General features: G+C 51.8%; 21 protein-coding genes and 1 tRNA gene. 10 read left to right on the top strand and 12 right to left on the bottom strand.

The features are described from left to right. Positions 1-3: 3 nt before the first annotated feature. The 5 genes from ABI361_10160 to ABI361_10140 all read right to left on the bottom strand — a co-directional run bounded on the left by ABI361_10160 (position 4) and on the right by ABI361_10140 (position 8,377). Complete coding sequence (locus tag ABI361_10160) at positions 4-483, bottom strand: NusA-like transcription termination signal-binding factor (GenBank protein ID MEO9321026.1); 480 nt, start codon at positions 481-483, stop codon at positions 4-6. Positions 484-620: 137 nt separating this feature from the next. Continuing rightward, positions 621-950 (bottom strand): ribosomal L7Ae/L30e/S12e/Gadd45 family protein, encoded by a 330-nt coding sequence (locus tag ABI361_10155; protein MEO9321025.1) that lies wholly within the window; start codon positions 948-950, stop codon positions 621-623. Next, positions 937-4,755: a DNA-directed RNA polymerase subunit A' gene (locus tag ABI361_10150; protein ID MEO9321024.1), complete on the bottom strand. Its 3,819-nt coding sequence runs from the start codon at positions 4,753-4,755 to the stop codon at positions 937-939. The genes ABI361_10155 and ABI361_10150 overlap by 14 nt, the downstream gene beginning before the upstream one ends. Before the next feature lie 12 nt (positions 4,756-4,767). Then, the gene (locus ABI361_10145) at positions 4,768-8,118 is read right to left on the bottom strand and encodes a DNA-directed RNA polymerase subunit B (protein ID MEO9321023.1); all 3,351 of its coding nucleotides are present in this window, start codon (positions 8,116-8,118) and stop codon (positions 4,768-4,770) included. Positions 8,119-8,125: 7 nt separating this feature from the next. Beyond that, positions 8,126-8,377: a DNA-directed RNA polymerase subunit H gene (locus ABI361_10140; GenBank protein ID MEO9321022.1), complete on the bottom strand. Its 252-nt coding sequence runs from the start codon at positions 8,375-8,377 to the stop codon at positions 8,126-8,128. 238 nt (positions 8,378-8,615) lie between these two features. On the opposite strand from ABI361_10140, the gene ABI361_10135 reads away from it, so the two are divergent. After that, on the top strand, positions 8,616-9,467 hold the full coding sequence (locus ABI361_10135; GenBank protein ID MEO9321021.1) for a PEFG-CTERM sorting domain-containing protein: 852 nt from the start codon (positions 8,616-8,618) through the stop codon (positions 9,465-9,467). A 68-nt stretch (positions 9,468-9,535) separates the two neighbouring features. On the opposite strand, the gene ABI361_10130 is transcribed toward ABI361_10135, so the two are convergent. Beyond that, positions 9,536-9,628 (bottom strand) — tRNA-His (locus ABI361_10130). Positions 9,629-9,674: 46 nt separating this feature from the next. Beyond that, positions 9,675-10,496 carry a Nif3-like dinuclear metal center hexameric protein gene (locus ABI361_10125; GenBank protein ID MEO9321020.1) on the bottom strand — a complete coding sequence of 274 codons (822 nt, stop codon included), beginning with the start codon at positions 10,494-10,496 and terminating at the stop codon, positions 9,675-9,677. Between the two features lie 109 nt (positions 10,497-10,605). On the opposite strand from ABI361_10125, the gene twy1 reads away from it, so the two are divergent. Beyond that, positions 10,606-11,643 (top strand): 4-demethylwyosine synthase TYW1, encoded by a 1,038-nt coding sequence (twy1, locus tag ABI361_10120; protein ID MEO9321019.1) that lies wholly within the window; start codon positions 10,606-10,608, stop codon positions 11,641-11,643. Between the two features lie 45 nt (positions 11,644-11,688). Here the strand turns inward: twy1 and rdgB are convergent, their stop codons facing one another. Together rdgB and ABI361_10110 are read right to left on the bottom strand one after the other, a co-directional pair. After that, on the bottom strand, positions 11,689-12,240 hold the full coding sequence (rdgB, locus tag ABI361_10115; protein ID MEO9321018.1) for an RdgB/HAM1 family non-canonical purine NTP pyrophosphatase: 552 nt from the start codon (positions 12,238-12,240) through the stop codon (positions 11,689-11,691). Positions 12,241-12,279: 39 nt separating this feature from the next. Continuing rightward, a complete protein-coding gene (locus ABI361_10110) occupies positions 12,280-12,888 on the bottom strand; it encodes a KEOPS complex kinase/ATPase Bud32 (protein ID MEO9321017.1) in 609 nt (202 codons plus the stop codon). A 33-nt stretch (positions 12,889-12,921) separates the two neighbouring features. On the opposite strand from ABI361_10110, the gene ABI361_10105 reads away from it, so the two are divergent. After that, positions 12,922-13,251, top strand: a complete 330-nt coding sequence (locus tag ABI361_10105) for a hypothetical protein (protein ID MEO9321016.1) — start codon at positions 12,922-12,924, stop codon at positions 13,249-13,251. On the opposite strand, the gene kae1 is transcribed toward ABI361_10105, so the two are convergent. Together kae1 and ABI361_10095 are read right to left on the bottom strand one after the other, a co-directional pair. Further along, positions 13,217-14,233 (bottom strand): KEOPS complex N(6)-L-threonylcarbamoyladenine synthase Kae1, encoded by a 1,017-nt coding sequence (gene kae1 / locus ABI361_10100; protein MEO9321015.1) that lies wholly within the window; start codon positions 14,231-14,233, stop codon positions 13,217-13,219. The two genes, ABI361_10105 and kae1, sit on opposite strands and share 35 nt — an antisense overlap. 17 nt (positions 14,234-14,250) lie before the next feature. Continuing rightward, the gene (locus tag ABI361_10095) at positions 14,251-15,462 is read right to left on the bottom strand and encodes a redox-regulated ATPase YchF (protein MEO9321014.1); all 1,212 of its coding nucleotides are present in this window, start codon (positions 15,460-15,462) and stop codon (positions 14,251-14,253) included. 123 nt (positions 15,463-15,585) lie between these two features. On the opposite strand from ABI361_10095, the gene ABI361_10090 reads away from it, so the two are divergent. The 5 genes from ABI361_10090 (at position 15,586) to ABI361_10070 (ending at position 20,535) form a co-directional block, all read left to right on the top strand. After that, positions 15,586-16,293 carry a 7-cyano-7-deazaguanine synthase gene (locus ABI361_10090; protein MEO9321013.1) on the top strand — a complete coding sequence of 236 codons (708 nt, stop codon included), beginning with the start codon at positions 15,586-15,588 and terminating at the stop codon, positions 16,291-16,293. A gap of 10 nt (positions 16,294-16,303) precedes the next feature. Then, positions 16,304-17,044 carry a 7-carboxy-7-deazaguanine synthase QueE gene (locus tag ABI361_10085; GenBank protein MEO9321012.1) on the top strand — a complete coding sequence of 247 codons (741 nt, stop codon included), beginning with the start codon at positions 16,304-16,306 and terminating at the stop codon, positions 17,042-17,044. A 6-nt stretch (positions 17,045-17,050) separates the two neighbouring features. Beyond that, the gene (gene folE, locus ABI361_10080) at positions 17,051-17,635 is read left to right on the top strand and encodes a GTP cyclohydrolase I FolE (protein ID MEO9321011.1); all 585 of its coding nucleotides are present in this window, start codon (positions 17,051-17,053) and stop codon (positions 17,633-17,635) included. Positions 17,636-17,725: 90 nt separating this feature from the next. Next, positions 17,726-20,137 carry an FTR1 family protein gene (locus ABI361_10075; GenBank protein MEO9321010.1) on the top strand — a complete coding sequence of 804 codons (2,412 nt, stop codon included), beginning with the start codon at positions 17,726-17,728 and terminating at the stop codon, positions 20,135-20,137. Positions 20,138-20,262: 125 nt separating this feature from the next. Beyond that, entirely contained in the window at positions 20,263-20,535 is a 273-nt protein-coding gene (locus ABI361_10070; protein ID MEO9321009.1) for a hypothetical protein, read from the top strand. Between the two features lie 10 nt (positions 20,536-20,545). Here the strand turns inward: ABI361_10070 and ABI361_10065 are convergent, their stop codons facing one another. Beyond that, complete coding sequence (locus tag ABI361_10065) at positions 20,546-21,574, bottom strand: replication factor C small subunit (protein ID MEO9321008.1); 1,029 nt, start codon at positions 21,572-21,574, stop codon at positions 20,546-20,548. A gap of 140 nt (positions 21,575-21,714) precedes the next feature. Between ABI361_10065 and ABI361_10060 the strand changes: the two genes are divergently transcribed. Continuing rightward, complete coding sequence (locus tag ABI361_10060; protein ID MEO9321007.1) at positions 21,715-22,251, top strand: hypothetical protein; 537 nt, start codon at positions 21,715-21,717, stop codon at positions 22,249-22,251. Continuing rightward, on the top strand, positions 22,244-24,325 hold the full coding sequence (locus tag ABI361_10055) for a minichromosome maintenance protein MCM (GenBank protein ID MEO9321006.1): 2,082 nt from the start codon (positions 22,244-22,246) through the stop codon (positions 24,323-24,325). Before ABI361_10060 ends, ABI361_10055 begins: the two co-directional genes overlap by 8 nt. The last annotated feature ends 6 nt before the right edge of the window (positions 24,326-24,331 follow it).

Genomic DNA, 24,331 nt, shown 5'->3' with positions numbered 1-24,331 from the left:
TTTTCACATTTCCATCCTGTTGCTATTACCTGCTAGCTGTTGCTCGGGGCTTACTATCAGTAGACTGGTTATTTGGAAGTATCGCTTTGCAAGGAGCCTTGCCTTCTCGGCGTTTCTGCCCTCCCTGCCGACTACAGCTCCCTTCTTTTTGGCGTCAACAACGACCACTGCTTGCTTTGTGCCGTCAATCCTGTCTGAAAGCCTAATTTCGTTTATGAGTTCCGCATTGAGCATGTTGCGGATAAACTCGGCCGCGTCCTCTGAAAACTCAACCAGCTCTACCTTGCGCCCTACAACATTCTGCAACTGTTTGATTGTGGCACCACCTTTGCCGATTGCAAGGCCCATCTGGCCTTTGTTTACGACAAAAATGACGCGGTCCATTCGCTCATCAACGATGCAGTCCCTTGCGGTCGCGGTGGTGACGCTCTGGAAAAGAGACATTAGCCTAAGTTCGTCAGAGGTGAGCTTTATCTCCGTCAAACTTTACGTAGTCCCTCTGAAAGTAGCGCGACACCGCCACTAGTCGATGTCGTGGCAACGATAGCAGGCATCACAACACAACCACAGCTGTAAGGTTCAATTTAAGTTTTGACGAATTGGAGGCAAAAAAATCAGGCCTAGCCTTTGGCCTGGGTTGGGTTCTTGCTTGCGACGTCCGCAAGTATTGACTGAATCTCTTCGTTGGTTCCGGTCTTTATCGCAATTGCAGTCACGCGGAAGGGCCTGTTGCACAGCTTTCCAAGCTCTATAGAGTTGCCTGCGAACTGGTAAATCGGGATGTTTGAGGCCTTGGCCTGGTCCTCTATCTTTGTCCTGTCCTTTGCATCGATTGACCTTGATATTATGAGAAGCTTCGATCCCTTTACCGAGCCTGAAACTTCCTTGACTCCGCTCTTGTACTTATTTGTGGTGATTGCTTCCTTGATTACCTTCTCAATTGCCTTCATTATCTTGATCTCCGTCGCCAACCTTCATGTAAAGGTCAACCATTCCAGTGCCGACTGGTACGGTTGCTCCCACTATAACGTTTTCTGTCACTCCTTTCAGCGTCTCGACCTGCCCTTCAAGGGATGCTCTGGCAATCGTGGGGACAGTGATTTCAAACGCTGCCCTGGCAAGGACAGAAGTCTTTGTTCCTGCAATTCCGTGCCTTCCGATTTGTTGCAAGTATCCCTTTGAGGTCATGAGATCGGCCACAAGCATGATGTGCCTCACGTCCACTTCAAGGCCCTGCTCTTCCAGCGTGTTTGTTATTTCGCGGACAAGCGCGGTACGCGCAGCCTCGATGCCGAGAACCTGCCAGATCTCGTAGACGTTGTTGGTTGTAGTGCGGGTGGTGTCTATTCCGTCAATTGCCACTACCTTTGCAAGGTTAGAGCCAGCGGTCTGTATTACCCACTCATCGTCCTGCTTTACAATTGTTACACGCTCAATGTCCGGAACGCCTTTTACCCTGGTGTTCTGGAGTTTGTTCTTTAGCGTAAGCAGGGTCTGTGCGTCAGGCTCGTCGGGCACGGTCACCTTGATCGAGCGCTTGCTCTCGTTTACCTTTATCGTGTACTTCTTTTTCGCGCTTTCCAGGACATCGACTACTTCCTGCAGAGTACAGCCTCGCTCGGCCAGCTTTGCCTCGGAAAGGTAGAAGGTCAGTATGCCGCTATAGTCAGTATCGGACTTTTCAACAAGGTCTCCAATCTGGGTGTAAAGCACTTCACGGGCAACTTCCAGAGCCTTTTCTCTAGATACGCGGTGCGCCTCGTCTAGGTAGATATCCATAGTGGGAGTAACCGGCTTCTTTCGGGCATCTACTAGCTCGATGAGCCTTGGAAGACCCAGTGTGACGTTTCGCTCCTTTACGCCTGCAAAGTGGAAAGTTCTGAGCGTCATCTGCGTGCCCGGTTCGCCTATCGACTGAGCGGTCACTACCCCCACAGCCTCGCCTGGCTCGGCAAGCGCCCTGTCGGTAAGATCGAGCACTCTTTTGATGAGTTTCTCCGTGCCTTCCTTTGAAAGCCTGTTTTCAAGCAGCGCCGCCTCAAGCGTAGACTTCATCCTTGGATTCAGGTTCTGCGCATGTTCTGAAATTATCTTTTTAATGACGTCCTCGGTCGCCTTGCGGCCATCGTCTACAATTGCCTCAGACTCTATGAGCCTTGCAATGTTGACTGCCTCACCGTGGTCAGACTTGGCAGGGTCGATGCCGTCCTCACCGTAAACGTACTGTATGATATTACCGTGCGGGTCGCGCACCGTCTGGTCGTATTCTATCTTTAGGTGCTCAAGCGCGTTGATAAGCCTGCGCTGCATGTAGCCTGACTGCTGCGTTCTAACTGCCGTGTCCACAAGACCCTCCCTTCCGCCCATGGCGTGGAAGAAGAACTCAAGGGGAGACAAGCCGTCCCGGTAGTTTGACTTGACAAAGCCGCGCGCATCGGGGTTGTTGTCGCGGGGCTTATAGTGCGAGAGTGCCCTGTTATGGTATCCCTTCTGGATTCTCTTGCCCCTGATAGACTGCTGGCCAAGCGCTGCAGTCATTTGGCCGATGTTAAGCGTCGAGCCTCTTGCTCCCGTCGATGCCATGATTACTCCCGAGTTCTCGTCGGGAAACGCCCTGTCTGCGGTCCTCCCGGCCCTGTCACGGGCGCGTGAAAGCTCGTTCACGACGTAAAGCTCCAGGGCTTCTTCGGCAGCAAGACCCCTCGTGAGGGGAAGCGTGCCGTCATTGTACTGCTGGATGAGCTCGTAGACCTTCTCATAAGTCTTCATGATTACATCTGTAATCTCTTGGCGAGTCTCTGGAGTGAGCCAGAGGTCGGAATACCCGTAGGTAAAGCCCCTGTGAGTGATGTATGTCTTGAGCATAGTCAGGATGGAATCGAGGAACTTTCTTGCAGCGTCTGTGCCATAGTCCTTTGCAATCCTGTGGAGTACGCTGTCAGGCTCCTCTGCCCCAATCGAGGCCTTGTCTATAACTCCGCTGATAAGCTCGCCGTTCTTTATTACGACGTCCTTGCCTTCGCCCTTTGCGGCTTTGTTCCACTTTGAGGTGATGACAAAGTTAAAGTCCTTTGGCAAAAACAGCGAGAACAGCTGCTTTCCAGAGTAGAGCTTGGTGCCGTCCTTTGCAGTTACGGAAGGCTCCGGCAGGACACCGGTATACCCGCCAATCATGGCGAGGTTTGCAAATTCTTCTCTTGTCAGGACGGTTCCGTCCCTAGTAAGCATGAAGGCTCCGGTGATAAAGTCCCTGATTCCGCCTATGATAGGGCCCCCATACCTCGGCGAGATAAGCTGATCCTGTACTCTCATGAGCAGTGTTGCTTCGGCCCGCGCCTCTTCGCTCTGGGGGACATGAAGGTTCATTTCGTCGCCGTCAAAGTCCGCGTTGTAAGGAGGACATACCGCCGGATGCAGTCTGAATGTCCTGTAAGGGAGGACGACCACGCTATGGGCCATTATAGACATCCTGTGAAGGGAAGGCTGCCTGTTAAAGATGACAATGTCGCCGTTGGAAAGGTGCCGCTCAATGATGTATCCGGCTGCAACTGAATCTGCTATCGTCTTTCTGTCTGTGACATAGTCAAGCCTTATCTTTACGCCGTCGGGGCGGATGATGTAGTTTGCGCCTGGATAGGCGTTTGGACCGTTAACGATTAGCGACTTTAGGCGTTCAATGTTCCACTGCGATACCGTTTCTGGAATGGTGAGCTTCTTGGCAACGTCGACCGGCACCCCGACGTTTGAAATCGCAAGGTTGGGGTCGGGAGAAATTACGGTCCTGCTTGAAAAGTCGACCCTCTTGCCGGACAAAGACCCTCTGAACCTTCCTTCTTTCCCCTTGAGCCTTTGCGTGAGCGTCTTGAGAGGCCTGCCGGAGCGGTGGTGGGCCTGCGGTATGCCTGAAACCTCGTTATCAAAGTAGGTCGTAACGTGGTACTGGAGAAGGTCTACAAGGTCTTGAACGATAAGCGGTGGAGTGCCTGCCTCCTTGCTTTCCTTGAGGCGCTGGTTAACCCGTATAATGTCTACGAGCTTGTGCGTAAGGTCGTCTTCAGACCTGATTCCTGTCTCCAGGATAATCGATGGCCTGACAGTGACCGGTGGCACAGGCAGGACCTGCAGAACGAACCACTCCGGACGCGCCGTCTTGGGGTCGTAGCCAAGCAGCACAAGGTCTTCGTCAGGTACGTGGCTGAGCCTTTCGCGAATGGTTATAGGAAGCAGCCTGTTCTCGCCCGCGTCCGTCCGCTCGACAAAAATCGTCGGCTTTGTGAAGATAAGGTCGTACTGGTCCTTCCCGCAATGAGGGCATACCTTGACCTTCTTTGCCCGCTCTATAATGTCGTCGCGGATATTCTCTAGCGTAATAACCGCATATGCAGCTTTGGCATCGCGGATTGACTTGTAGTGAGCCAGCTCCTCAGGGTCGAGCTTTATTCTGTTGCATGACCTGCACGTTATGAGAAGCAGCTTGTGTACATCGTCGACGAACGCAATGTGCAGCACAGGCTCGGCCAGTTCAATGTGTCCAAAGTGCCCCGGACATCGGGCAGAAGTGTTGCCGCATGTGGCACACTTTTGACCTGGCTCAAGTGTGCCAAGCCTGTTGTCCATGAGGCCGCCCTGAACCGGCATTCCGTCCTCGTCATAGGTCTCGGGGGCTGTGATTTCGGCAACGCTAAATTTTCGAACCTCGGTAGGCGACCAGACGCTGAATCGAATTCCACCAAGAATTTTCGCAGACTCTTCCATCGTGCTCCCTCCCTACACCTTCTCCTTGGCTATCAATCTGGGAGCGACGTTAAGGCTCATCATCTCTTGCAGCAATAGCTTGAACGCATAGGCAATTACGACCGACGAGATCTTTGCCTTTTCGCCGCAGACCCTGCACACGTATCTTCGTTGCTTTACGTCATAGTATGCAAGTAGTCCGCAGCGTTCGCAAACGTTTACCTCCGCCTTGTCAGATTCCTCGAGCAGTCTGTCCTTGAGCATCATGGATGCGCCGTAGGCGATAAGACAGTCCCTCTCCATTTCTCCGAACCTAAGTCCGCCGCCTCGGGCCCTGCCTTCGGTGGGCTGCTTTGTGAGCATTTGAACCTGACCCCTTGCCCTGCTGTGTATCTTGTCAGCGACCATGTGGTGGAGCTTTTGATAGTAAACGACCCCGATGTAGACATCTGCCGGGAATCGCTTTCCCGTTCTGCCGTCATACATTATCTCTTTGCCAGTGTACTTGAAGCCGTACTGTTCCATGGCGCCTTTGATGTCGTCAAGCTTTTCGCCAAGAAATGCCGAACCATCCACAATCTTGCCTCTAAGTGATGCGGCCTTGCCACTTAGTGATTCCATGAACTGTCCCACGGTCATTCTTGATGGGAATGCGTGCGGATTTATCATGATGTCCGGAACTGTTCCATCTTCCGTGTAAGGCAGGTCTTCCTGGCTGACGAGCATTCCAACAACCCCCTTCTGGCCGTGCCGGGAGGCAAACTTGTCGCCTATCTCCGGAATCCTCATATCGCGTACTCTTATCTTGTACATCTTGCCTCCTTCGACGGACTGGGTCACAATAACAGTGTCAACGACTCCGTTTTCAGACGGCCTCACTCCTACTGACGTATCGCGCCTGTATGGCCCCTTGACCTCAAATTCCTTGTACTCTTCCATAAACCTCGGGGGAGAAGTTCTGCCGATCAATATGTCTCCGCCTGTTACGACCGCCTCGTGCATTATGGCGCCGTCCTGCTCAAGCAACCTGTAAGCCTTCTCGCCACGATAGCCGCGAATGTTTGCGTCTGCCTGAGGAAGCTCAAAGTTGTCCTTCATCCCGCCAGGGTATTGTTTGGCCTCAGCTTCGTAGATTCTGTAAAAGAAGGTCCGACCAAGACCGCGGTCAACGGATGACTTGTTGAATACTACGGCGTCTTCAATGTTGTAACCTTCAAAGGGGAGCACAGCAACAACCGCATTTTGACCCGTAGGTCTCTCCTCCAGGCCCAAAAGTCCGATTGCCTTGGTGCTTACCACCGGCGTCTGCGGATAGAGCATGAAATGCTGTCTAACGTAGGTGCTTGCATTCATTAGCGGAGTGGAGAACCCGAGCGACTGCTTGGCCATTGCACTCTCGTACGTATTTCTGGGCGACTGGTTGTGCTCAGGATACGGTATGATTGAGGCTCCGACGCCCAAGATTGCCGACGGAAATATTTCCAAGTGAGTGTGAGAGGGTTCGATCTTTTTCGGATCGATGGCGACGTAGCAGTTCTCCTCTTCATTTGCGTCCACCAGCTCTATGACGCCCATGTACAAAAGGTCTGTCCAGGAAAGGAATTTCTTGGTCACCTTCTCGATTGTTTCCATGCTCAAAAGCGGCCTGCCGTCCTTTACCACCGCGAGGGGGCGAAGGACTCTACCCGCGTTGCAGCTGACGTAGAGGCGTTTTGTGGCGCTCGCCTCTTGAGAGCTGTATAGATAAATGCCTACATGGGAGTGAATCTTGCCGGATCTTCTCATGGAACGCAGCGTGTCTGCGAGCATCTGGCCGTCCTCGACATAGCCTATCAGCCTGCCGTCTACAAAGACTCTTGTGCCTCCAGTCCTGAGGTTCTCGTTAGATTCGTCAACGTTTTGTACGCCAAGTTCATACAGCTTCTCCGTCACTTCCGCGGAAAGCACGTTAACTGAAATCACCGCAGAGAGCGCGAGGTTCTTTACTAGGCCACAGTTTGAGCCTTCAGGCGTCTCCGCCGGACATATCCTTCCAAAGTGCGTCGCATGCAGATCGCGGGCTTCAAAGTTGGGCTGGCTCCTGCTAAGCGGCGATTGAATCCTGCGCAAGTGGCTGATTGTTGACATGTAGTTTGTCCTGTCGAGGAGCTGGGTCACGCCTACGCGGCCTCTTCCCCAGTTGCCGGTCGCAATGGCGTTGTTGAGTTTATCCGAAACAATCCCCGGCCTGACCGCTGCTGCTACCGCGTTGATTCCTCTCTTTTGTCCTGACCTTTCAAGCTGGTATTTCATGTCCCGAATGAGGTTCCTAAATGCAGTCCGGAAAAGATCCGCCAGCATCTGCCCGGCAAATTTTATGACTTTGTTACCATAATGGTCCTTATCGTCAGCATCAATCCAGCCAAGCTTCAACTCAACAAGCTTGCACGCGGCTTCTCCTAGAAAGAGAGCTTTCTCGTGCCGGTTGTCAGGGTTCTTGCCAATGTGTGGAAGAAGGCCCCAGTCAAGCAAAGTCTCGGCACGCTTTATCTGGAACTCTTCGAGCATACCCGGCGCGATTCTCTTGCTAATGTAGACGATCGCATCCCTGCTTGAAGAAACGTCGCCAGCCTTTTCAAATGACGGCTCCAGTTCGTCCTGAATGGATGAGTTGAGTGAGACCGAGTCCGCGATATCCTTGTCCGACTCTAGGCCCAGAGCTCGGATGAGGGTGATAAGCGGTATGTCAACGGGGGAACCAGGGATTTTGGTCACGATGGAGCCATCGGGCCTCATAATAAGCTCCAGCTTTGCGCGATAGCCAACGATCGAGGAATACACTTTGGCTTTGTAGAGTATAGTGCCCGTTGTCTCCTCGGTGTCCACAATTATCTTGTTATAAGAAAGGTCTTCCAGTCCGACGATAACGCGCTCGGAACCGTTAATGACAAAGTAGCCGCCGGGGTCGCGAGGATCCTCACCAAACTCTACGAGTTTTGTTTCCGGCAGGTTGTGAAGTATGCAAGTATTGGACTTTACCATGACGGGCATGTCTCCAATGTGTATGAATCTGGATTCGAGAATTTTGCCGTCCTCTACGACGCTGCATTCAAGCATCACTGGGGACGCATAAGTGAGGTTCCGCAATCTTGCCTCCATTGGGACTACGTGGGTGATGGAACCATCAAGCTCCATTATCCTCGGCTGCTGCAGCCTTACCTTGCCAAGCTTTATTTTGTAAGGATACTCTGCGGTTTCAACTTCAATTTCGCCGACCTCATCAATTATACTTTGAAGCCCGCGCTCCATAAACTCGTTATAAGAATTCAAGTGCTGTCGTGCAACGCCCTCTCTTCGCAAAACGTCGTTTACAATCGGCCACATATCGATAGAGTTCTCTATCATTATGTACTCAACCCTCTACGACATATCGGTAATATACACTTTCACCCGCAGTCGGGCTTTTTCTTGTGATTTTTATGATGTCTCCGGGCCTGACGTCCAGATCTTCTATCGCCTTATCACTCATCATGATGTAAGGCAGCTGACTTGGCTTTGCGTTAAATTTTTCGAGAATCTGCTGTGCTTCATTATGAGGAAGAATCTCGTGCTTTGGCTGGTACGCATGGTTGGAGATCCTGATTTCTTTTTTCTCAGACAACATACTTTCCCCCGAGGGTTGCTGATTCGCTGCGTTGAGAAAAATTCAAAGTCGGACTGAATTTATAAAAAAAGAGTATATATATGTATTTTGAATTGATGTGCAAATCGTCATTTATTTTAAAATTTGAGATTTCGTTTTTAACTTGAGTTATCTGAATTGAGCTGATGTGTTAGAGATTATCCACAAAAAAGATAAATAGTAATGGAAATATAGCCGTGCTAGGTGTGCATGAGGGATCATGGACTATAAGGCATATGCACTATTAGGAATATTGCTGGCCTCAGTTATCGCAGGAGGCGCATCGTCTGCGGCTTTTGCTCAGACGGCAATAACCATCAAAACAGACAAGGATTCATACACGGCAGGCGAAACCGTCATGATTTCCGGGAGCGTTGGAACAGTTTCAGGCGGACAGACTTCGGCAGTAATTCAAGTCACCAATCCATTGGGTGCTTTTTCAGCATACAGCCCAATAACGGTTGGCTCTGACGGGTCATATTCATACTCTATGAAGACCCCTGCAAGCGCTAACAAACTATTCCCCACAGGCCAGTACACTGCGATTATCACATACAACGGCAACCAAAAGTCGACAACATTTACATTCACTGCGTCAACCAGCAATGGTGGGCAGTCAGGAGGTTCTGGTCAGTGGAAAACAATCACCGTTAATCTCGGTGGAAATCCATACACCATCAAATATCAGGTTACAGGCGCCACTGTGACCGGAGTGAACGGCAACCCAGACACCCAGACACTGAACTTTACACTCAACACACAAAGCGCCGGCATGTTGACACTACAGCTCCCACGCAACGTAATTGATTCAAAGAAGACAGATGGCAGTGATGATTCATTCGCAGCATTTGTTGACGACATCGACACTCCAGTCACCGACAACTCCAGCGACAGCCAGACAAGAACAATTACAATTCCATTCGACCAGGGTGCAGGCACTGTTGAAGTTGTAGGCACCTTTATGATTCCAGAGTTCGGCACCATCGCAATGGTAGTACTCGCAGTCGCAATCGTCGGAATCGTAGTCGCCACAACAAGATACAGCAAACTTAGCTTCCTTCCAAAGTTCTAGGAAGAAGCAACTCTTTTTCCTTTTTCTATTTTCCTTACCTCAGTCTAATCTTCTCGAATTAAAAACAGGGCCTTCGGAGGGATTTGAACCCTCCTCGAGCGGTGACTGCCGGTTTGACTTGTCCACAGCCGCCTATACTAACCAGGCTATACTACGAAGGCCAGCAAGAATTTTGCCACTTGCACTGCACATATAATCGTTAGACGGCTATGTGGCTGGAAGAATCCCAATCCTGACGGTCTCGACTCCCTCCTGCTTTTCCAGGCGGTCCGCAAGAGCATTCATACCCAGAGAATCACCTGCGAGGTGACCGAGAATTACCAGGTTGCCCGTGCATTTCTCCTCGCGCAGCTTCAAAAGTTCGCCGTGATCGATGTGCAGGTAAATCAGAGTGTCAGTTCCGTATTCAAAGTAAGCCTTGGCAATGCCATAACCGCCATTTGTTCCTGCAGCTATCACAAGCGCCCACTGGCCAAGCTTGGAACCTGCATTACCGCACCGAACTGCAGGCCGCACCGCGGCATTAGAGAATTCCGGAATCGAGTTTACCGACTCAAGGAGGTCGCGTACGCGTTCTGTCTTTCCCGACCTTATTTTGCTCAGAATGGCCTGGCGCATGTACTCGTCGCACGGCTGATGGATATTCACAAGGGGCATCCCCAGCGCCTTTGCAGCACTTACGGTCTGGCTGTAAATCTCGGCATGAGTCCTGGTCTCAACGCGCTCCTTGAGTTTTTTCACGGCCTTCCTTGCAACCCGCGCGGGAACTCCGTGCTCGGTCATAAACTCGACATGCCTGTCAAAGACCTTGTAAAAATTGACAGATGCAACTCCTATCGGATGATGAGCTATTACTGCATCGCAACCAAGCGCGCCGGCCAACTGGAGCTCTGCCACGCCGACGTCTATGGCCATCAACACTTTGCGGATGTTGCTTCCGGGAACATGGACAGCAGTGTCGGCAGGCTTTTTGCTCCAGCCTGCTAGTTCAAGCCCAACCCGCATTATGCGCTGTGTTGTAGTTGCCACACCCTGCCTAATCCTGTTGCAGTAATATCTCTTCACTCTCTGCGAACAATTGTCTAGAATCCTGCCAAGACTTAAAAATCGGGCGCAGCGTATTCGCACTGGATATCTTGTGAGCTGCTCCGGTGAAACCTTTTCTCATCAAACCTCGGAGAATCTTATACAGATAACTCCTCAGGTAATGTCAAAACTCAAGAAGGCAAAGTACGGGGTGTACAACCACTCCGCCGTAGAGTTATGCCACTGGACAAAAAAGTCCTTTGCAGAGGAAGGGGCGTCATGCTACAAGCACAAGTTTTACGGAATAACGACTCACAGGTGCATGGAAATGACGCCTGCTGCAATGAATTGCGAGAACAGATGCATTTACTGCTGGAGACCGACCGAGTTTTACGACACCCTTGAAATGCCAAGAGAACTTGTCGACGAGCCCGATGTCATAGTCAACCATCTTCTCGCCGAGAGGAAGAAGCTCATTGACGGGTACTTTGGCAATCCCAAGAACGACAAGTCAAGGCTCCGCGAGGCCCTTTTTCCTGCACACTATGCCATTTCGTTATCCGGCGAGCCTACTATGTATCCCAAGCTTCCGCAGCTGATAAAGTATCTCAAGACGCTAAAGGAGACAAAGTCAATTTTCCTCGTCACCAATGGACAGGAACCGGACATGCTGTATCGGCTGTCAACGGAAGACGCCCTACCAACGCAGGTATACCTTTCAACTAACGCCTGCGACAGGCAGATGTTCCACCGGATTAACCGGCCAATGCGGGCGGATGCCTGGGAGCGCTGGAACGAGTCGCTCAAGTGGCTTTCAACTGCCGACACGCGCACTGTTCTCCGAATGACTTTGATTCGGGGTTACAATGACGATCCCACTTCTACTGATGAATTTGCAAAGTTAATGTCCGCCGGCAATCCCCACTTTATAGAACTCAAGTCCTACATGCACATAGGCATGTCCACGCAGCGACTCGAAGAAGATAGGATGCTTGAAATGTCGGAAGTACAGCGCTTTGCATCCCGGCTCAGCGACAGCATGGAGCGATTTCAAGTCATGGACGAGAGCGAAATATCGAGAATAGTAGTTCTGCAAAACAAAGAAAGATACATCGACAGGTGGATTAAAGAATATTTTGCGGAGAGCTGACTGGACAGCGCCCAATTATGGCCGGGCGGCCTTCACAAATTCTTCTCAGCTCTTCCATGACTTCGCAAACTCTTCAAGCGCCCTGCTTCTGTGAGAGTACCGGTTTTTCGTCTCGCCCATTTGGGCAAAGGTCATGCCGCTCCCCTCAGGCACGAAAATCGGATCATACCCCCATCCGCCTTTGAAAATATCATTTGAAATGGCGCCGCTTACCCTCCCAGTATGAAGCATCGGCGATTTCTCTCCATCATAAAATGCTACTATGGCCAGAAAGTACGCTCGCCTGTCCGGAGCATCCTGGAGCAGTCTGAGTATTCCCTCGCAGCCAATGGTCCGAAAAACGTACGAAGAGTATGCACCCGGAAAACCTCTTAGCGATTCAATAAAGAGCCCGTCGTCTTCAACGACAACAGGTCTGCCGACTTTGGAATAGGCGTCGATCGCCTTGCGTGAAGCAATCTGCTCAAGCGAGTCTGATTGGATTTCTTGGAGTTCAGCCCTTACATAGACCGGAGAAAAGCCCCGGTCGGATAGTATCGCTATTATTTCACGTGCTTTGGACTCGTTGCCAGAAACGACAGCTATTTCTTTGGCCAACTCTTAACCATGCTTGTTCAGCTAACTGGGACTATTGAATTACTCTACCCTGGCATACCTGCCCCTGCGCTCTATATCTAGGACGGTCTCCATGACTTTGGGGGACTTTTTATGGGCGCCGGCGTAGCCCGCCATGAACGATTCAAATGCCCCCCGCAGGCCGGCATGAGCACTAGAGAACACTTCCTTTATGAGCCGGATGTCAGTAGCCATGTCCTCCACCCTTTCGGAATGGTGCGCAAGCCCAAAGTCTATAATCACCGGCTCGGAAGTATCTGTATCGACGATAAAGTTCGAGGTTGTCAAGTCGCCATGAATGATGCCATTCGCATGTAACCTGCCTGCGAACCTGCCAAGCTCGACGCACAACTCCGTGGTCAGGACTTGCTTTGCGGTGCTGCCATTCACAACTTCCATTACAATTTCGCATTTTGCCGGGTCGACAAAGTAAATCAGAGGTGTCCTTACGCGTGCAAGTTTGGCATTGGACATTACCTGGGCTTCGTGGACGGTTCTGCGCCTGCGGATCTCAAAATCAAGCGCCGGGTGCCTGTAGGTCTTGGGTCCGCGGTACTTTACGATAGCTTCGCGGCCGTTCCAGCTGCTTCTGAATATCTGAGCCTCGGCCCCCACACTGACAGGCTGCAAATCATATTATACGGTTCATGTGGAGATAAAAACGTGAGCTTTCAGCCACAGGCCGACGAAAAGATGTTGATGGAAGAGGACTGCTCGGAGGATAAACTTCGAAGCGGGATTCTTGTTCTTACTAACAAGCGGCTGGTATTCCAAAAGACCGAAGGGCGGATAGCCACTTTTTCAAAGAAAGAAGGAGACGTCCTCATCGACGTTCCACTTGCAGATATTTCGGCAGCCTCCTCCGAAGGATTTCTGGTGAAAAAGCTTGTCGTATCCCTAAAGAATGGCGTCGTATACAAGTTTGGAGTATTTAGCATCGGCAAGTGGCAAAAAAAGATCACCGAGCTAAAGCACGGTCCTGCCGCCAGCTGACATTTACGCGGTCAAGCCTCCAGGACTGGCGCACTCCCGAGTCTCTGATCTCGACGCTTCGCTGGTTCTTTGCGAAATCTTGGATTCCAGTCCAGGCGATCTGGGCGCCATTATCCCCTGCAAATTTTATTGGACACGCGAGCACCTTGCAGCCGTGTCCGGCGCAGGCTCCCTCGAGCATCGTTGCAAGCCTCTTGTTGGCCGCCACCCCGCCGACTACCAGGAGTTCCTTTTTCGATGTAAAGGCCACCGCTCGCTCGACTACCTCTGCAAGCATTGCAAACGCGGTTTCCTGAAGAGAAAAGGCCACGTCCGATACGGGACTTCCACTGGCGTGGAGTTCCTTTGCAGCTGTCAGTATCCCAGAGAACGACACGTCGTTCCCCTTTACCACATAGGGGAGGTGGAGGAACTTGTTGGACTTTTCCCCCACAAAAGCCAGCTGCTCGATCTGCATTCCACACGGCGATGCATACCCAAGGCTACGCCCGAACTGGTCCAACAGCTGGCCGATAGTAATGTCGAGTGTCTCTCCAAAGACTCTCCATCTTTGCATCGAGAAAAGCAGAATCATTGTGTGGCCCCCGGAAACGAGAAGAACAAGCGGGTCTTCAGCCCCCGTGAGCAGACAGCCGAGTTCCACGTGGCCCAATGCGTGGTTGACGGGGACAAGGGGCTTGTTATGAAAACCGGAAAGAGCCCGAGCGGTTACTGCGCCCACCCTCAGACACGGCCCAAGACCGGGGCCCGCGGCAAAGGCCACGATATCCAGCGCGTCTGCTCCTATGCCGGCTGACGAAAGTGCTTCGCTGACTATGCGGGAAGAACATTCTGCGTGATGCCTCGACGCCTCACGCGGATGTATCCCGCTTCCCGAGGGCGGCCTGTACACATCACGCGCGTCAGACAGAATCCTTCCTTTATTATCCACAACCGCGCACCCAAATGTGTGGGCCGTGCTTTCAATCCCAAGGCAAAGCACCGACGGGTTCTCCTCTGCTATCCTCTGCTAGTAGCCGATACTATCTTTATTACATCCCTGTCCTTCAAGGGATGGTCGGCACCCACTCTCTGCTTTGTCCTGGCGTCGATTGCGTAGAGAAAACCCTTTGCCAGTTCAGCGTGAACCGATTCGGCCAGTTGCTTTGCAGTCGAGCCGGCTGGAAGAAGGCGGACGTCCGGAAGCACGTTACCTTTCTTGTCCGAGAGCCTGACTTCGTCCTCGACCGGGTAAACCGCTATCATTTTCAAGGTCTCAAGGACTGCAGAGTTGATTGCCTGCTGAACGCCGGTAGAGCCGAATTTTTTCAGTATTGCCATGACAATTTCAAGAGCCCTTTTCTGGGCCTCATTTAACGAGGAAGCGCCTTCTTTTGAGAGCGAAAATGAGCTGTCCCCCGGAAGGTAATGCAGAACCCCCTTTTTCGATGCCTTCCGCAGGAGGGACTCTGCCTCTGAAGCACATGGAATTACAGTCAGGCCGTTTGACCGCATCTTCTCAATGTTATTGTCTGAAGTGGGAAGATCCGCTTTGTTGGCGGCGACGATAAACGGCTTTGCCTTCTTTCGCAGCACTGCGCAAAAGCTCCTGATGTCATGTTCGTCCCATAAAATCGGCTTTTTCATTGCGAGTCCTGATGCATGAACTGATGCTGCGATCGTTGGCTCGGAGATTGACAGGCCCGAAAGCCTCTTGGTGAGCATTTGCTCAAGCTTCAAACCCTGACTTTCAGAATCCCGCACTGCCTTGCCCCAGTCCCTGCTTACAATGGAAGCAAGCCACAATTCGAATTCCTCCTCCACGAAATTAATGTCAAACATGGGGTCGCCTGACCCATGCGGGACTGGCTTGCCGTTTGCGTCAGTGCTTCCCGAGGCGTCAACCACATGAATCAAGACGTCTGCCTGCCTTGCGTCGTCGAGGAACTTGTTTCCCAGTCCTTTGCCAGCATGCGCGCCGGGCACAAGCCCCGCGACATCGATCAGCTTGACGGGAGCGAACCTAACGCCGTCGATGCAGAGCGAATGGACGGGGTTATCCTGAACACCAAATTCCCTGCAAACGCAATTCGTGCGTACAAACGCGACTCCCACGTTAGGGTTTACGGTCGTAAAGGGGTAGTTCGCGGCGGGCACGGCAAGCTCTGTCGCGGCGTTAAAAAAAGTGGACTTGCCGACGTTTGCCTTTCCGATAAGCCCGATAATCACTATAGCGCGCTTGGATGCGCCTACCCTGAATTAATGTCTTTCAAACCTTTCTTGTACAAGTAGAGCAAGCTGGAGGCACATGATTCTAGTACCGTTTAATACCTCTTCTGTTGAAAGGTTTGTCCTGTGTCCAGACCAAAGACAGTCTGCGTCATAAGCGGCGGCCTGGACTCAGTCTGCTATGCCGCCATCCTGTCAAAAAGTAGTTCGCAGCTGTTCACAATAACGTTTGATTACGCCCAGAAGGCCAGTCCCGAGATCAGCCGTGCAAGGTACTTTTCAAAACTCATCGGAGCGCAGGCCAGTAGGATCGTAGACATTAGCTTCATGAAGTCGCTCTATGGAAATTCAAACGCACTCACTTCTCGCGACATCACAATCGGACCCGCATTCAAAAATCAACTAGTCGTCCCAGTTCGTAATGCGGTCTTTCTTACAATTGCTGCTGCTTGGGCAATTAGCATTGGTGCCAGCAAGCTCGCTTACGGTGCACACCTGGGAGATGTGCCCCACTATCCTGACTGCAGGCCGGAATTCGCCAGTTCCCTGCAGGAGACATTGAACCTTGCAGAGGCCGACAGCATTTCCTCCGGCAGGCGAGAAAGGCTCGAGCTGGTTTCGCCCGCCATCGAGGGGCTCGACAAGACCCGACTGCTTGTATCGGGGCACGAGATTCTGGGAGACAAGGTCTTCAGAGCCTGGAGTTGTTATACACCCGGGGTCACGCGAGGCAATCGTTTACTTCACTGCGGTAAATGCGAATCATGTATAAGTAGGAAGAAAGCATTTCTTGACGCAGTCATTCAGGACAAAACTGGCTATGCAGACCGTTGAGGCAAAAAATTTGAGCGTTAGACTAAGTGAAATATTCACTAGTATCGAGGGCGAAGGCATATACTTTGGGACAAAGTCTATGTTTGTCCGTTTTGCAGGCTGCCCTTTGAAGTGCCACTGGTGCGATACAACGTATGCGTTGCCGTTTGAAAGTGGCGATGCCGTACCTATTGAAAAGGCAAAGGAGCTCGTCGAATCTTCCCTTGCTCCAAACACCTTCAAGGTGAATTTCACTGGAGGAGAGCCACTCTCGCAACACGAGGCACTGATAGAGCTTTCAAAACACGTCCGTTCCCTTGGGCTCAGGACATACCTTGAATCCGCATGCTATGATTCGCGAAGATTTGAGAGTGTTTTGCCTTTTATTGACATTTGCAAGATTGAATTCAAGCTGAGTGATTCTCGCGTCGTGGCACCAGAGAATTACAGCAACCTCTTGCGCAACGAACTTGAATGTCTTGATGCAGCCTTGTCGCATCACCGCAGTGCCTCCGCAGGGAGTCCCGCGAAGGTCGTTTATGTGAAAGTCGTCGTAAGCTCTGAATCGAGCCTGGACGAGTTTGAGCGCCTGGTTCAACTGATTTTTGAAACCGATAACGCAGGGTCTTTAGCTGGATTTATAATACAGCCGACTCATAAAATCGCCGAGCCTTCATTGGACAGGCTTGTCAAGTTTTATGATGCAGTGTTTCCCTACTGCCCCGACGTTCGAGTCATCCCGCAGCTGCACAAGATCCTTGGAGCAAGATAGAGACAAATGACGCCACCCCCGTACCAGCAGGTCAACAAGAAACGCGTCACCAAGCTCCTAAGGCAGCTGCTTGTCGAGCTGGGCGAGAATCCCGAGAGGGAGGGACTCAGACAGACCCCTGAGCGGATCGCAGACATGTATGAGGAGATCTTTTCCGGCTACCGTATGGATGCGGAGCTGGACGTTAGTTTCAGCGAGGAGACCGACGCAATAATCGCAAAGGATATACAATTCTACAGCATGTGCGAGCACCACATGCTGCCTTTCTTCGGCAAGGTCCACATCGCGTATGTGCCGTCGGGAAAAGTATTTGGCGTTTCAAAACTCGTCCGTCTTGTGGAAAAGTACTCTCGAAGACTACAAATTCAGGAAAGGCTTACCAAGCAGATAGCCGACGAACTGATTCGCATGGGCGTAAAGGGAGCCCTTGTCATATCTGAAGGCGAGCACCTCTGCATGAAGATGCGGGGCGTGCGTAACGACAGCTCCATAACTACCATGGCGCACCGCGGAATCCTGGATCAGAAGGATACTCGGGAGAGCATCTTGTCGCTCATTTACAGTCCCAAGCATGAGGCCCGGTCAGTCTAAACAATCTCGCGCTCGCTTGACATGGTTTAAATAACATTCTGAGTTAGGTAAGCCTAATTTGTCCTGCGGCTCTGCCGGAGTCTTCACAAAATGAGAATTCGCAAAAAACAAGGCCTTCCGCTTGCGGCAGGTCTATTGCTCTCGGCAATGCTCCTGCTAACCGTCACCTTAATTCCAGCTTCGCGGTCAATGGCACAGACCGATAATGCCGCTTCAAGTGATAATTCGGTCATGGTTATCCTCGTGGACCTTGACAGGATTTCCGTGCAGCTCCACCTTGCACTGGACAGCTATGAAACTGGCAATTCGCAGTCGGCGTTCGATCACGCGTTTATTCCGCGGACTGCGACCTTTCCCACGCTAAAGCCGCTTCTTACAGGCGGTAATTCCCCCTACGCGGTGCAGCTCGAGTCGCTTCTGACTGACATCCCGCTCAAGATAAAGTCCGGCTTGCCTGCCATTGAGGTATCTAATGACATCCAGACTGTTGACAGTATCGCAGGCAATATTACAGCGCAACTCGGGGAGCCGGCAGGCGACAAGTCGGTTCAATCTCATGTACTTGCCTATCTGATTCAAGACGCAGCGCAGTCCTACCAACTGTCCTCCTCATCAGGGTACTCCGGCGTAGACTTTGAGAGCGCAAAGGGCCTCGCCCTGAAAGCACAGAGCAAGTATCAGGCCCTGTCGGGTTCGCTCGCGTCAACCGCAGCCGCGGACGACCAGATAAAACGCGGCCTCCAAGGTCTGGTTGAGTCAATTAATTCAAAGGCGCCTTCTGACTCGGTCTCGTCCAGCGCCAGTGCGCTGGAGCAGCTCATAGCACTAAATGCATCTGCTGGCGCGCAGGCGTCGGATAGACAGAGGTACTTTGACGGCGTTATCAGCGGTCTGTCAAACGTTGTGGTTGACGTGCGCTCAGGCAACTACGATTCAGCATTGCAGTCTGCAAATACCGCATACCTTGACAACTTTGAGTACTTGGAGATTCCGCTTGAGAGCCACAACGCGACTCTGAAGCAGGTACTGGAGAATGAGATGAGGGTTGAATTGCGTGACTCTATCAAGGCTCACGACTCGCCCGGCAGTATCTCGGGGCTCGTTGCCACAATAACGTCTCAACTTCAGGTAGCCAGGCAGCTGATGCAGAATGATTCGGCGCAAAACTCTGCCGTTCAGTCGGGCTTTGCAGACATTGAGACCTTGAAGCAGGGTTTTGGCAGCTACTCCGGCGCCAGAAAGGCGATTGGCCAGACCGATGAAAGCCTCAAAGGCGTGGTCAGAAACAACATCGACCAGATTAGGATAAAGCTTGATCAAATGCTTGCTGCATACAGGGCTGGTCAGTCTGCTGACGCACTCCAGATTTCTCGCTCGGCTTACCTTGACAGCTACGAGAATATCGAGGTGCCCCTGAGGCCGATTGACCCAGACTTTACTCTGGACATGGAAATCAAGTTCGCAGAGCTCCGGAACCTCATTCAGGCGGGTTCCCCTTACGCCGGCGTCGAAGCCAAGGTTGCAGAAATAAAGAAGGGACTTGACGAATCCGAGCGGCTCGTATCAGGCCCGGGCATTCTTGCACCCGCAATAGCCTTTTCGAGCTCCTTTTCCATAATATTTCGAGAAGGCCTCGAATCAGCGCTTATTATAGGCGCCATCCTGACCTATCTTGAAGCTTCGCGAAACATCAAGTTCAAAAAACAAGTCTATTTGGGAATAGCAATCGCCCTGGGAGCGACCGGCGTCACCTGGTTCATTGCGCAGTACATTATCGATATTGCAGGAGCAAGCAAGGACATGATCGAGGCAATCGCCAGCATATCTGCCGTTGCAGTGCTCTTCTGGGTCAGCTTTTGGATCTTGAACAAGGTAGAAACCAAGCGCTGGATTGAATTCGTAAAGGCAAAGGTCTGGAAGGCAACTGCGACCGGCAGCATGTCGGTCTTTGTTATGCTCTCGTTCTTTACTGTTTACCGCGAAGGGTTTGAGACCGTATTGTTTTACCAGGCCATGATCTCGTTTTCAGTGCATATGGAATCTTTTGTCATAGTGGGCCTGCTTTCGGGTCTAGCCGTTATAGTAGGTCTGACCTTTGTCGTGCGGAAGCTGGGCAAGCGGCTGCCTCTGCGAGTGCTGTTTGGGCTGACAATGGGAATTGGAGCGTACATGTCAATCGCATTCATAGGCAACGCCGTTCGTGAATTTCAGGACGTAGGCTACATCAGCACTACCAGCCTTATTGGCACTGTGCCCCGCCTGGACATTAATACTGCCACCATGACCGGAATCCACCCGACGCTTGAAACAATCGCAGCCCAGATTGTACTCCTCGGCGTATACTTGGCCGGCTCAGCATACGTATTGCTAATCCAGCCCCGGAGAAAGAGACTCCTCGAGACTTCAAGAAAGTCTCGAGCCGACCTCTCGCGCGCCCCTGATTCTGCCGAGCCCAAGAGCACGGGTCCGGGTGCCGGTAGAAATTCGAATGAGCTGGACTAGGATTTCCCGGAATCCTGCACGTCGCACATAAACCCGGTGGTTTTTTGCAGCCTCGGAGCGATTACATCGGCAATTCAAGAACGCTTATAAAAAAGGGCACTTCCAATAGGTAGGAAGAAATTCATTTGGCAATCACCTCCTTCAGGGTGCAGGCACACAAGTTTAGCCAAGAGAATATTCAGACAACCCTTGTGTGCTCAAAATGCGACGAGGTTTTCTCGAAGGACTTCCCTCTCGATCTCGAGGGCCAGACCATTGAGTTCAGGTGCCCGGTATGCGGTGCTCCTGGAGAGGCGGACTTGCCGTACAAAAGCGCGGCGGAGCGAGACGAACTCGAGGAAGATTTTGAGGAAGTAGAAGAAGAGGAAGGCGGCGAAGAATTTGAAGAAGAATACTAACGTTTAACCGTTAGCCCTTTTCCTTCCTGCCTAGTTTGCCCAGCTGTGCCAGCAGAGACGTCAGCTGTATGTCCGGGTGCGCGCCTGCCGTTAATCTGTAGTCATACTCTGCCATGAGCGACGCGAACTCGTCAGGCCTGTCCAGTTTCAGATCATACGCTTCCTGGTTGGCATACTTCATAAAGTCAGTCTCCGACATCCCGTATACCTGAGTAAGTTCCAATAACTTGATGCGAGCCTCGGTAAACTTGCCCGACAGGGCAAGCTTCAGCACGTCGGAGACCTTCGACTTGCCTGAAAGCCCTACTGCGGAGCTGACATTATCAAGACTCACACTTCCCATGCCTGCAGCGGCCTGGAGTATGTTAATGGAATGCCTGAGGTCGCCTCCCGTTGATTCATAGATCTGCGCCAACGCTTTTTCCTCAAACTTTACGGCCTCTTTCTCGCAAATCTGCCTGATATGATCAACAACATCGTTCTTTGAAAGCCGGGAGAACCGGAAGACCACACACCGGCTCTGCAAAGGCTCGATAATTTGGGATAGATAATTGCAGATAATTATGAATCGGGTGTTCGCGGCGCTCTGCTCGATAATGGTGCGAAGGGCAGTCTGAGCATCAAAAGTCATCTCGTCGGCTTCGTCAAGGATTATGAACTTGAAGAGCCTTCTAACGGCTTCGTCGCCTGTGGGCGACGACCATGCGGCAAAACCTTTCACCCGCTCTCGGACCATCTTAATTCCGCGCTCGTCAGACGCGTTCAGCAGAAGCGTGTTGCTCTCCCAGTTGGGACCAAGCAGTTCCTTGGCGATGCAAATTGCAGCAGTTGTCTTGCCGACTCCTGCGGGCCCTGCGAACAGCATGTGCGGCAGGTCAGGCGTCTTCATCAGGTTCGATATACTCTTTATGATCTCTTTCTGGTTGACTATCTGCTCGAGAGCATGTGGCCTGTATTTTTCAGACCACATGAGGCGAGAGACGAGCAAATCTGAGGCCTGGTCTGCAGATTTTTCCTCCTTTCTATCGTTGCGTGACATGGTATCGGTGCATTTACGTCTCTCAAAAATCAATTAATACATTGCTCCTGGCTCCAGGGCATACGCCGGGTTAGGATATATCCCCTGACGTCCTTGGGATAAGATATAACTGCCGGAAAGTCTATGCAGCACCAGCCGCCATGGCAGACAGTCCGTCTGATTCTCGCATCCGCGACATCCAGGAAGCTTATGGCATAGGCTACCTTAACGAGGAGGTGAGGATATCTTACAAGAGAGACGTCAAAGTTACTGTTGGGGATGTGACTCTTGACGCCCGCGAGGGCGACATGTCATCTCTCCCCCGATGGCTTGCCAACGTCCTTCTTGAGCAGGGCGCAATTGAAATTCAGCCAACCGAGGTTGCTGCATATGTGTCGCGAGCGTTAAACCGCGAGCGGATTTCAAGACCGCATGACCTCTCTGGGTTGGATATCGACTTTTACATCCGTGTAAGCGACTATTTTGCGGGATTGCGCGAGAGAGAAAAGGAGAACCTGTCCGTCGCCCTCAATACATTTGTGGCATCGAGGCTTGAAAAAATTGTAAAGCTTGCCGCAGCTACGCCACTTTCTGCCGAACTTAACTCCAAGCTGGCGGCAGAAGAGCGCGAGCTATATCTTCGGGTCCACGGCGCAGCGGTCCAGTTTAAGAAAGAGGTCTTGAAAAAAGTTGGCTGAGCAGCAACAGCAGACCGGGGCCGCGATTGTCGATGACCTGAAGACTTTTCTGACAAGCTTTAGGGACCGTGATGGCTCGTACAAGTACTTTGACAGGGTGAACAACATGATGGCAATGGGCACTCCTGCACTCACGGTCGATTACCTGGACTTCGATACCTTCAACCCCGATCTTGCCAAGAGGATGACGCACGAGCCGGATAGCATGCTGCAGGCTTTCAACACCGCGGTCCTTTCGATACTGGCTGAGATTCATCCGGATTATGAAAAAGAGGTCCACGATCATGTCGCAGTCCGCATAGGAAACTATACTGTATCCAAGGGGCTGAGGGAGATAAACGCAGAAGTAATCGACAAAATGGTAAGCGTCTCCGGAATGGTTGTCCGCTCTTCGGAAGTCAAGCCACTTGCCAAGAGGGTTGCCTACCGGTGCTTCAACTGCGACAGGGTCACGGTAACCGAGGAACTGCGAAAACTAGTTGCGAAAAAGCCGACCAAATGTCCCGAGTGCGGCGAGAAGGATCTGGACCTCGATCCGGAAGCAAGCGTGTTCATAGATTTTCAGATGGTGCGCCTGCAGGAGCTGCCCGAAGATCTTCCCGCTGGCCAGCTTCCACATTACGTTGAGGTCACTGTCATGGCTGACCTGGTGGACAGGTGCAGGCCAGGGGACCGGATAATCCTCACAGGGGTTGTAAGAATCGAACAGGAAGCTGTAGGCCCCCAGATCCGATCCAGCCTTTTCAGGCTGAGAATGGAGGGCAACAACATCGAGTACCTGGGAGGCAGGGCAGGCAACAAGGATTCAAGAACAGTTGACAGGCTAGCAATAAGCCCTGAGGACGAAAAGCAAATAGTAACAATCGCCAGCAAGCCCGATGCCTATGAAAAACTGGTCGGGTCCTTTGCACCGCATATCTACGGTCACGAGATCTTGAAGGAAGCCATCCTGCTGCTGATTGTAGGCTCTGTAGCAAAAAAGCTGGCCGACGGGACCTCGAGGAGGGGTGACCTTAACCTGTTGCTTGTTGGCGACCCAGGTGTGGCCAAGTCTGAAATGCTCAAGTTTGCCGCCAAAATCGCCCCCCGGGGACTATACACTTCAGGCCGTGGCTCTACCGCCGCCGGGCTTACTGCCGCCGTAATCCGGGACAAGTCTGGCATTTTCATGCTCGAAGCCGGCGCGGTTGTCCTGGGGGACCAGGGGCTCTGCTGCATCGACGAATTTGACAAGATAAAGCCAGAGGACCGCTCCGCGCTTCACGAAGTGATGGAACAGCAGACCTGTTCAGTCGCCAAGGGAGGAATAGTCGCAACTCTGAACGCCAGAACATCTATCCTAGCGGCAGCCAACCCCATGTACGGCAAATACGATGCATACAAGAACATTACAGAAAACGTCAACCTGCCGATACCGCTTCTCACTCGCTTTGACCTGATCTTTATTGTTCGAGACACCCCCGACAAGGAAAAGGACGGCCTGATAGCCAGCCACATTCTTCAGATTCACAAGGATTCTGAGCGCGCTGCAAGGCCACCTATCGACATTGACTTGTTCAGCAAGTACCTCTCTTATGCCCGGCAGCGTGAACCAGCGCTGACGCAGGAAGCCACAGATCTCATCAGGGAATACTACATGAACATGCGAAAAGTTGAGACGGAGGGCATGATTACTGTAACCCCGAGGCAGCTCGAGGGACTCGTAAGGCTTGCAACCGCTCGGGCGAGGCTTTTGCTCAAGGACCTGGTCGATGAGGAAGACGCGCGACGCGCCCTGTTTCTGGTAGACCAGATGCTTAAGACCGCGGGCGTAGACGTGAATACCGGCAAGACGGACATGGGAGTGCTGTATGGAAAGCCAATAAGCGAAGTCTCCAAGTCAAAGGTCTTCATGGACATCTTCAAAGGGCTTGCCGGAAGCGATAACAATGATGTTGAAGAAAAATCCCTAATCTCAGAGCTTGTAAAGAGCGGCAAGTTTAGTGATGACAACGACGCCAAGAAGTATATTGAAAAGGCAAACAGGGAGGGCCAGATTTATGAAAGAAGGTCTGGGTACTGGGCCAAAGCCTAGAACTTT

Source organism: Nitrososphaera sp. (assembly GCA_039938515.1).
Classification (GTDB): Archaea; Thermoproteota; Nitrososphaeria; order Nitrososphaerales; family Nitrososphaeraceae; genus Nitrososphaera.
The sequence above is the reverse complement of the archived record's forward strand: the minus strand, read 5'-3'. Positions and strand labels throughout refer to the sequence as shown.

Bases quoted from the DNA above. Each gene is read 5' to 3' on its own strand.
- ABI361_10155 (MEO9321025.1), bottom strand. From the start codon at position 950: ATGAAGGCAATTGAGAAGGTAATCAAGGAAGCAATCACCACAAATAAG.
- ABI361_10150 (MEO9321024.1), bottom strand. From the start codon at position 4,755: ATGGAAGAGTCTGCGAAAATTCTTGGTGGAATTCGATTCAGCGTCTGG.
- ABI361_10145 (MEO9321023.1), bottom strand. From the start codon at position 8,118: ATGATAGAGAACTCTATCGATATGTGGCCGATTGTAAACGACGTTTTG.
- ABI361_10140 (MEO9321022.1), bottom strand. From the start codon at position 8,377: ATGTTGTCTGAGAAAAAAGAAATCAGGATCTCCAACCATGCGTACCAG.
- ABI361_10135 (MEO9321021.1), top strand. From the start codon at position 8,616: ATGGACTATAAGGCATATGCACTATTAGGAATATTGCTGGCCTCAGTT.
- folE (MEO9321011.1), top strand. From the start codon at position 17,051: ATGACGCCACCCCCGTACCAGCAGGTCAACAAGAAACGCGTCACCAAG.
- ABI361_10075 (MEO9321010.1), top strand. From the start codon at position 17,726: ATGAGAATTCGCAAAAAACAAGGCCTTCCGCTTGCGGCAGGTCTATTG.
- ABI361_10065 (MEO9321008.1), bottom strand. From the start codon at position 21,574: ATGTCACGCAACGATAGAAAGGAGGAAAAATCTGCAGACCAGGCCTCA.
- ABI361_10060 (MEO9321007.1), top strand. From the start codon at position 21,715: ATGGCAGACAGTCCGTCTGATTCTCGCATCCGCGACATCCAGGAAGCT.